This is a genomic window from Desulfogranum marinum (assembly GCF_016918565.1).
GTDB classification, from domain to species: Bacteria; Desulfobacterota; Desulfobulbia; order Desulfobulbales; family Desulfobulbaceae; genus Desulfogranum; species Desulfogranum marinum.
On the sequence record NZ_JAFFQD010000076.1, the window covers coordinates 1 to 9,825 of the forward strand.

At 46.8% G+C, this 9,825-nt stretch carries 6 protein-coding genes; all 6 read right to left on the reverse strand.

Translation table 11 applies throughout. The features are described from left to right. Positions 1-111 precede the first annotated feature (111 nt). Positions 112-2,505 (reverse strand): Lon protease family protein, encoded by a 2,394-nt coding sequence (locus tag JWH17_RS22180; protein WP_205224890.1) that lies wholly within the window; start codon positions 2,503-2,505, stop codon positions 112-114. 182 nt (positions 2,506-2,687) lie between these two features. Then, on the reverse strand, positions 2,688-3,470 hold the full coding sequence (locus JWH17_RS22185) for a slipin family protein (RefSeq protein WP_205224891.1): 783 nt from the start codon (positions 3,468-3,470) through the stop codon (positions 2,688-2,690). Next, positions 3,463-4,848 carry an NfeD family protein gene (locus JWH17_RS22190; protein WP_205224892.1) on the reverse strand — a complete coding sequence of 462 codons (1,386 nt, stop codon included), beginning with the start codon at positions 4,846-4,848 and terminating at the stop codon, positions 3,463-3,465. The genes JWH17_RS22185 and JWH17_RS22190 overlap by 8 nt, the downstream gene beginning before the upstream one ends. 318 nt (positions 4,849-5,166) lie before the next feature. After that, on the reverse strand, positions 5,167-6,732 hold the full coding sequence (gene norR, locus JWH17_RS22195) for a nitric oxide reductase transcriptional regulator NorR (RefSeq protein ID WP_205224893.1): 1,566 nt from the start codon (positions 6,730-6,732) through the stop codon (positions 5,167-5,169). Positions 6,733-6,743: 11 nt separating this feature from the next. After that, positions 6,744-8,519: an ExeA family protein gene (locus JWH17_RS22200; RefSeq protein ID WP_205224894.1), complete on the reverse strand. Its 1,776-nt coding sequence runs from the start codon at positions 8,517-8,519 to the stop codon at positions 6,744-6,746. A 120-nt stretch (positions 8,520-8,639) separates the two neighbouring features. Continuing rightward, entirely contained in the window at positions 8,640-9,632 is a 993-nt protein-coding gene (locus tag JWH17_RS22205; RefSeq protein WP_205224895.1) for a TAXI family TRAP transporter solute-binding subunit, read from the reverse strand. Between the last annotated feature and the right edge of the window lie 193 nt (positions 9,633-9,825).

Genomic DNA, 9,825 nt, shown 5'->3' on the forward strand with positions numbered 1-9,825 from the left:
TAAGATGGTCGTATAATTATAATACGTACACGTTTAAAGACAAGAAAAAAAGCACGGTAATTCAATAAAACCGTGCTTATAAAGTAGGGTCTTACGATTAGGATGTTCGCTTTAGACGATTTTCAGGTTATTAAATGCCCTCAGGTCTTGCGCAAAGCGGAGCAGGGTAGCCTCTACTCTGCTGTTAATGGAATCTTTCGGGTAGCCGTCTTCGCTGGGTTCACCGGCCTCCAGACCGGTGAGCAATGCTATGGCCTCGTCTACCTTTGTGACAAGGTAAATAGAAAATTGTTGCTTACCAATGGCCTCAACCACTTCTTTTTTGAGCATGAGATGGCGGACATTGGTTTCCGGAATAATTACGCCTTCCGAGCCGGTTAATCCACGCGCTTTGCAGATATCGAAAAAACCTTCAATCTTTTCATTGACCCCACCCACCGGCTGGATTTCTCCTAATTGACTCACTGAACCGGTGATAGCTATGTCCTGGCGTATTGGAACTCCAGCGAGCGAAGAGAGCAGGGCACACAGTTCGCCGCACGAGGCACTGTCGCCTTCAACTCCTCCATAAGATTGTTCAAAGACCAAGCTGGCCTGTAGGCCCAGTGGAATGTTACGGGCATAACGGGAGTTTAAAAATCCGCCAAGAATCATCACTCCCTTAGAATGAATAGGGCCAGCCAGTTCCACCTCACGTTCAATATCAACTATATTGCCTTTTCCCGGCCTGGTTACAGCGGTGATACGGGTTGGAAAGCCGAACATATTGTCACCGATCCCAACCACAGACAAGCCGTTCACCTGACCAATTTTTTTGCCACTGGTATCTATATGACGGATGTTTTCTTCAATGGATGAAAAAATGCGGTCACCGATTCTCCCGCCTCTCCGTTCTGAAGCTTTCAGGGCCATTTCTATATCCTGGCTATCGATATGGTGTTTGTCCGTTTTACGGGCCAGGTAATCAGCCTCTTTAATAAGGTCAGCTATCTTGCGAATATGCAATGAAAGTTTACTGGAATCACCGGCATGACGCGCTGCCTCTTCGGTTACTCGGGCAACCGCAGTTTTATGTAGGGGCAGCAGATCCTTTTCCCCGGCGAGGGTACCAATCAACGCTGCATATTGTTGTTGACTGGCTGCATTACGTTCCATGTCGTATTCAAAATCTGCCTGCACTTTAAACAGGGTGTTAAACTCCGGATCATGAGCCTGCAGCAGATAATAGATCATGGGTTCGCCAATAAGCACCACCTTGACTTCGAGCGGTACCGGTTCCGGCTCTAGGGAGACCGTGCTCACCAGACCGAAAAGACGCTCGACCGGTTCTATCCTTATCTGACGGGACCGCAGGGTTCGTTTCAACCCCTCATAGGCGAAAGGCTGCATGAGAAGTCTCCTGGCATCGATAATGATGTAGCCACCATTGGCACGATGCAGAGCGCCTGGCCGGATTAGGGAAAAGTTGGTGGTCAGCATACCCATTTGCGCTTGGTGTTCAATACGGCCATGGACGTTCTGGTAGGTTGGCATGTCTTCATAAATAACAGGAGCTCCATCCTCTGTCTGACTGACAAGGACATTGACTCCATATTGATTGAACGTCGGAGGGCCAGGCTTGAGAGAGAGAAAAGGATTTTGGTGACCATCTGCATCTTGGAGGAAATCATCCACATGTTCAACAAGCTGAGCAGTGATAGACTTGAGGTATGCTATCACTTTTTCGTGATCAGCATATTTGTTCAACAAAGCATGAATGAGTTGGCCGATAGAAAGACCGGCGGTTTCTTCTTTTAACTTTTTCTGCTGCTCCTTTGCTTCGCGATTGACCTTGTTGACTTCATGTACGGTCTTGTGCAGTGTGCCATGTAGATTCTCTATTCTTTTTTCAAATTCTTTTTTGGTTGATTCGGGCAGTTTTTTAAACGATTCCAGATCCATGGGTTCTCCCTTCTCGTCCATGGGAGAAAACATCATACCCTGGTCATTTCTGATAACGGCAATGGACTGCTCTTTGCCTTTGTTTATCAGTCCTTCATAGAGTTTGTCCACTTTTTGCTGCAGTTGTTCGCCCAGAGCTTTTATTCTGATACGGTAATCGTCTCCTTCGAAAATGGTGGGTAGGGTGGTTTTAACCGCTTCGATAAGCTCGGACATTTCCTTTTTAAAAACTGGGCCCTGTTGGGGAGGGAATTCAAGAACCAGGGGTTGGTGGGCACTCTCGAAATTATAGACGTAGCACCAGTCACTGGGGGTGGTTTTGTTTTTTGCCTGTTTGTGGATAAAAGATTGAACTACACTGTGGCGCCCAGAACCTTCCGGACCGACAACGAACAAATTGAAGCCACGTGAAGGCATGGATATAGCAAATTCGACAGCCTCTAAAGCACGTTCCTGGCCAATGTAACTTATAAGTTCTTTTATTTCTGCTGTGGTTTCAAAAGGGAAATCATCAGGATTGCAGTGGTGGTAAGCTTCTTCCTGGGTAACGGTGCGTATTTTCATAAGCTCTCACAGTGTAAGGGTTGAACTTTTGCACGTCAGGTCGTTTTTTCGATGGTGATTGCAGGAGTCCTTTTGTTACGCATACTTGGGAAACATGCATCGGTCCGCAACGTTCGCCAAGTATTTTTTCAGCCCTGCCACCACTTCTATTTTAGCAGGTGCAGTAAGGACAGTTCAAGTTATCAGTCTTTAGTTGCCGAGGATTCTGTTTTTTTATCAAAAATTGAACTGATCAAATCAATGGGCAGGGGAAAAATAATAGTTGATGCATTTTCATTGGAGATATCATTTAAAGTCTGCAAATATCGCAGCTGCAAGGCCTGAGGATTGCGGGAGATAATGTTGGCGGCTTCCAGTAATTTTTCCGAGGCCTGCAGTTCTCCTTCAGCATGAATGACTTTTGCTCGCCTTTCCCGTTCCGCCTCAGCTTGTTTGGCGATGGCGCGGATCATGTTGTCGTTAAGGTCCACATGCTTGATTTCCACATTGGTCACCTTAATACCCCATGCATCTGATTGCTTGTCAATTATTTCCTGAAGATCGGCGTTCATCTTTTCGCGTTCAGACAACATCTCGTCCAATTCATGTTGCCCCAGGACAGACCGGAGCGTAGTTTGGGCCAGTTGACTGGTTGCATTAAAATAATCTTCCACCTGGATAATCGCTTTTTCCGGTTCGACGACTCTGAAGTACAGCACCGCGTTGACCCGTACGGTTACGTTGTCTTTGGAAATAACATCCTGGCTGGGCACATCCATGGTGATTACACGCAAGTCAACCCGAACAGCCTGTTGAATGCCAGGAATGATAAGACGAAGCCCCGGTTTTTTCACCGTTTGAAAGCGACCCAGGAAAAAAACAACCAGCCGCTGGTATTCCCGGACAACCTTGATGGAGATGGCGAAAAGACTAAGCAAAAGAAAAAGGGAAACAACAATGGGAAGGGAATAGGCAGTATCAATCATTTTTTTCCTCCTCAACACATTCAAGTTCCAGTATAAGCCCGTTTCGGGCGGTAACCTTGACTGTTTGACCTTGTTTAACCGGCTTGGAGCAGCGACCCCGCCAAGATTCGCCGTGAATCCAAACGCGACCTTCAGTATCAAAATCTTCCATGGCGTGGCCAAGACTGGCAATCATTTGCTCACTGCCGGTAATTATTTTCCTGCGGCGAATGGTTATTAGTTTCCCCGCTAACAGAATAAGGAGCCCGGCCGACGTAAAGGCAGTTGCACTGATTATGGGGATGGATATTTTAAAAGCAGGTTCATCCATAAGAATGATTGAGCCAATAACAAAGGCGATAATGCCTCCTATTCCTAAGGCACCGAAACTAGGGACAAACGCTTCGGCCACCATGAAAGCCATACCAATAATGAGCAACAATAATCCTGCATAATTAACGGGCATAATCTGAAAGGTGTACAAGGCAATGACTACTGATATTGCTCCGATAACGCCTGGTAAAATATATCCGGGATTTGCCATTTCAAAAATCAGCCCATAGATACCGACCAGGAGAATGATGTAGGCAACATTAAGGTCAGTGAGCATCATCAAAAGATGAGTGCGCCAGTCAGGCTGCTGGAACTCAAGGGTTGCCATTTTGGTTTCGAGGATCTGTGCACCGGATACCGTGTTTACTTTTCTGCCGTCTATTTGTGTGAGCAGGTCGTTAAGGTTGTTGGCTACGATATCTATCACTTTTAAACGCAAGGCCTCTTTTGCAACCAAACTTTCACCTTTGGTGACAGCTTTTGCCGCCCACTCACTGTTGCGTCCGCGTTTATCTGCCAGGGCCTTGATATATGCTTCGGCATCATTGATCATTTTATTCTGCAACGTGTCCGGTAACGATTCCTTGTTAGTTTTTTGTTGTTCTGGGTCGTCCTCTTCTGATGGAAGTGCGGGGGTAGGAAGCCTGCCAAAATTTACAGGGGTGGCAGCTCCAAGGTTGGTTGCCGGTGCCATTGCCGCGATGTGACTGGCGTAGAGAATGTAGGTTCCTGCGCTGGCGGCCCTGGAACCTTCAGGGGCGACAAATGAGATAACCGGAACCGGAGAAGCTAGAATGCCTTTGATAATTTCTCGCATGGAGGTGTCCAAGCCGCCAGGCGTGTCTATGCGGAGAACAACGGCTTTTGCCTGTTGTTGATGGGCTGTTGTTAAACCTTTTTGAATATACTCGGCGAGCGCAGGCCCGATCACTCCTTTTACTTCCAGGACCAGCACCCTGTTAGTGGTTTGAGCCGTTACAGGCATGCTTAGGCAGAGTAGTACAAGGATAAAAAACAGGATACGGTGGACAATACGCTGTAAAATGGCCTGTCTCCATTTGTTCATTTTGGAAAATCCCTCCTCGGCAGCCATCTGCGTATAAAAAACTTATTATATTACATATGTTACATTTTAAGCATCGGTCATGGGATGTAAACAGTGTGCTGGTGAAAGTTTTATCGACGCATTGGCTGTTGGAAAAGGCTCCGAGAGTATGAAGGCCGTATCCCAACTCTCCACGAGCTGCTCGGCCGGCATTCCTATGTGTCGAAGTCGTGGCTTACCTGCTGAACAGTTATAGTTAGGGGTGGCTTGACTGTTGTTAGATCTTCGCTGAATCGTTACTGGAAAAAAGTTTTGATGGTGAGCTGGTTCGCTGCGCTCTCAGTCTTTTTGTTTTTTGCGAAGCCCAAGCCGGGTTGCCAGGTTATGCAGATTGCTCCTGTTCATGTCCAAGTCACGGGCAGCGGCAGACCAATTTCCATTGTTTTTGTCCAGGGCGGATTTGATGAGCCGAATTTGCAGTGCTTTCAGCTCTTCACGCAATGAGATTTTGCCGATAATCTTTGAAGAAGGCTCTTCTGCTTGAGCAGGGTTTGTATAGATTGTTGTTCCCAGGTCTGCAGTTAAGTGTTGCGGACGCATGGTGATCATGTCGTGATGATCTACGCCTGCTGATGCCTTTAATATCGACCTGGAGATAATGTTTTCCAGTTCGCGGACATTGCCTGGCCAGTTGTAGCGGAGGAGCAACTGCAGTGCGTCTTCACCTATTCGAACTCTTTTCAGCCCTAATCGAGCCATGGACCGTTCTGCAAAATATCCTCCCAGCACGGCTACATCTTCTTTTCGTTCTCTGAGCGGTGGTACTTTGATGGGGTAGACATTGAGGCGGTGATAGAGGTCTGCCCTGAACCTACCCGCTGCGACCTCATTTTCTAGGTTTCTATTGGTTGCTGCAAGCAGCCGCACATCCACATGCGCCATTTTTTCGGATCCAACTGGTTGAGTTTCGCCTTCTTGGATGACGCGTAATATCTTGGCCTGGTTTTCAAGTGAGAGTTCACCGATTTCGTCCAGAAACAGGGTGCCTCCGTCGGCAAGCTCAAATTTTCCGGTACGGGTATGGGTGGCCCCTGTAAAAGCCCCTTTAACATGACCAAAAAGCTCGCTTTCGGCCAGCGAGTCAGTCAAAGCCGCACAGTTGAGATATAATAAGGGCTTTTCCCTGCGCAGGGATTGAGTGTGAAGAGCTCTGGCCACAAGTTCTTTACCCACTCCTGTTTCGCCTAAAATGAGTATGGTAAAATCAGATTTGGCTACCAAGCTTATCTCTTGCCGAAGTTGCTCAATAACCCTACTGGTGCCAAGAATCTCCGTACCCTGCTGGGCGAGAGCATCCTGCATTAAATCGGTGGCTATCTGTCCTTGGCGTTCGGCCTTCTTTTCCAGGGCTATAAGCAGGTCAGCTGTCTGCATTTGTGCGCCTGCCATCAAACCGATAACTTTTAGAAATTTTTGGGGAAGATGGTCAAAGGCGCCAGGGTCGAGGGCGTCGGCGGTCAGCACGCCAACAAGTCTGTCCCCAACATGAAGGGGGCACCCCAGGCACGCGTGTATGTGCTGGGTTGATTCTGGTACCGGAGCAATTAATCCATCAAAAGGATCGGGCAGAGTTGAGTCCTTGGAGAAGAGCACCGGCTCACTGGAGTTGCAGATAATATCGAGTCGGGGGTGAAGTTTGCGTTGATATTGGCGTCCCAAGGCGTCGGGAGTTAGTCCTTTGGCTGCCAGCGGTATCAGTGTATCGTCTTGGATTCTTAATAATGCTGCAGCGTCATAAGGGATAGCAATGTGTAGCGCATCGAGCAGGCGCTGGTAACGGTCCTCTGCGCTTAAGATGGCTGTGAGATTGGTTGCTATTGCTGCAAGGGTATCAAATTTGCTCATAATATGGCCGGTCAGGGGACCTTTTGTTCCTTTTTCTTGATCAGCCAGTCGATCACATCTGCCGGGGCAGGCTCATGCTGGAGTATTTCCTTTTGTTTCTTGAGTGAGGAATGGATCATTTTGATTTCCCCTTTTAAATCTGGTTGTTCTTTGTTGATGTTTTTGTTGAGATCAACGAATGCTCCTCCTGCCAGAAAAAGTTCCAAGTGTTGATTCCTTTTGCCCGTTTCGGGAAGGGGCAATTCTTGTTTATTCTTGGGGATATTTTCTTTGGGTGAGAGAAGAACTACTTCTTCTCTTTTTTTCTGCTCAGTAGCAAATTGGACCGGTTTTTCCTGCAAAAGGTCACTGGTCGTTTCCTGAAGAAGGTCCTCAATTTGGTCTTGAAGTTGAGGCATAACCAGTTTATCTCCTTCACCGTTTTCTTCAGCAGTTTGTGTTTGTTTAAGGAGTGGAATTGGTTGAGGAGTGAGGGAATCCTCCTGTAAGAGCACATTTTCTGGATTATCCGTTTTTGTAAGGGGAGCTTTTTTCTGTGCAATGGGGAGCGTGTCATCAGCCTGATCTGACGATGTGGTAGATGAAGAGGCTGAGCTTCGTCCTTGATCAGGAGGCAAGCTGGCTAAAGACATCTGACTGACAGGTTTTTCCGTTTGTTGTGCCTGGGGCTGCTCCACTTTTATCTGGGGTAATCCTTCCGGTCTCTTTGCCCATTTATTAAAATACACATAAACACCGACTCCAAGTACCAGGATCAGGCATAATCCAAGTCCAGGTAAAGCAATAGATTGTTTTGGCTCTGGTTGTTGCTTTTCTTTGTCTTTGTCCATTTTGGCAAAAACTTCCAGGGCAGAAATTCTTTGTTTTTCTGCAGTTTTTACCTGTTGAACAGGTTTGGTGTTTTTTGAGGTATTTTTTGGGCTTTCATCCTTGCCTGCGGTATCGATGCCCTTGCGAAGTTTCGGTACGTCGCCCCGGCGGCGGGTTGGGAATTGGAGTTTGTCGACGCTGGCGAGGATAAGCGGTGCATCAATTTCCGTTGTTTGTTTGCTTTCGCCCATAAACAAGGCCAGGTCGCATATATTGTTGATTTGTACCGGATACCCGTTGGCGTGTTGGTGGATTTCCTGAATAGCATCGTCGGTAAAAATTTTACGGGTGCTCCCTGCAACCTGGAGGCGATGTCGAATATAGTCAGATGTCTCTTCCAGGGTCATTGCTGGAAGATGGTGGAGAACCATGTCATGCTTTTCGAAAAAGGTAAGGAGATGACCTTTTAAACACTCGGCATTGTCAAGTTGGCCAACCAGGCAGACGGACAAGCCTTCAAGCTCTTGAGTAGCAAGGGCGATGATTGCTTCTATTTCCTCTATTAATTGCGGAGAAAGCTGCTGGGCCTCATCCAGTACCAATAGGACATGCTTCTCCTGCTCTTCTGCTTTGTGCAGCAGGGCCAGCATTTGTTTGTGGAAGATTTTTCGGGTAGGAAGAGGTCCTGGCAGCTGTAAGGCGTGGCCGGTTAAATCATAGAATTCACGGACAGAAAGCCGGGAGTCCTGAACCAGAGCAATAAGTACGGATGGATCTAGCGAATCAAGGACCGCACGAATAACGCTGCTTTTACCGCAGCCAGGATCACCCGTAACTAAACTGATTCGTGTGTGCCGTTCAAAATCAAACTTGAGGATCTTGAGTAATCTATGAATTTTTTTCCCCTGCCAAAAAAAGGCAGGGTCAAAAGAACTCTGAAAAGGAGCTTTGTTGAGATCATAAAATGGTAGATACATGATCAGCCGGTGTCCATTTATATATCACCGCTTGTGCCCTACATATTTTCAAAGTAGCCTTGAATTATAAAAAAGTGATTCATTATAACAGAACTCCAGCTAAAAAAGAACGCCTGATAGCTAATTTTGCAACACATCCTTAATTGCTTCCAGAACTGGATTTACTGTCTCTGTTTGCTTGGTGGCTGCCGGTCTGGCTGCCAGTCGTTTCTGTACACAGTCATACTGTTCCCAACCCTTTAGAGGAAAATCCAGATCCACTCCATTCCACTTGGGGTGACCGTTTTTCTGTAGCCATGCTAGATTGTCATAAATGTAGCGTCCTACCCGGCCAACATTTACACAGTTCTTATTACGAAAATTGTACGAAACCAAAACAGCTTTTACTGCTTTTGTTGGTACGGTTTGCTGTTGCCAGCCATAGGTCCCGGCGGGGATATCTGTTTCCGGATAAAATTCACCTATTGCCTCGTTTCGAATAGGGACCAATATCAAGTTGTCGCTTTCACTGATTTCATCGGAAAAAAGCTTTACCGGGTATCCAGCCACATAGAACATGGCATCTATCTGACCAGCTTTTAACTGTGTGAGTGCTTCGTTGGTCCCAATGGTAACGATTTTTCCAGGAGTTACTCCGGAAATTTCAAAAAGGAGGCGGGCAGTAAGGTAGGTGCCGCTTCCTTCAGTGCCGATTGCGACCTTTTTTCCTGTCAGGTCGGCAAATTCTGTTAACGTATTATTGCCGATAAGGTGAATCTCTTCATTGTAGAGCGGAAATACCAGTTTGATTTTTCTGGCGATCTGCTGCAATACAGGATCTGTCTCTATCCGTGACACAAAGGCCAGAACATCAGCCTGGACAATGCCCAGCTGCGTTCGGGGACGTTTAAAAACGGCGTAAACATTCTCCACCGAACCTTTTGAGGGAGAAACGGAGAGCTGTATGTTTTTTGTTTTCACAAGCTCGGCAATGTTCAACCCAAACTGATAATAGGTACCTTTAGTGCTACCGGTTACTATTCCCATTGAAACGGGAGGAGCCGCATTGCTGGTAGTTGTGATGAAGAGGAAAAGGCTCAGGTTGAACAGGATGATCGTGCAAATTCGTTTCATGGCCGGCCTCCTTTGGGAGTAATAAAAGAGCATTTAGACGTAGCAGCCAGCCATGGAACTTCATATGGGAATCTCGAATAAATGGTTTATTCCCCAGCGTCTTTAATTATGCGATAAATATGGAAATCAGGGTCAATTCAACATTTAAATTTTCGTGTTTTTGGGGTTGCAGCGAACAACTCAATCGCCCTGA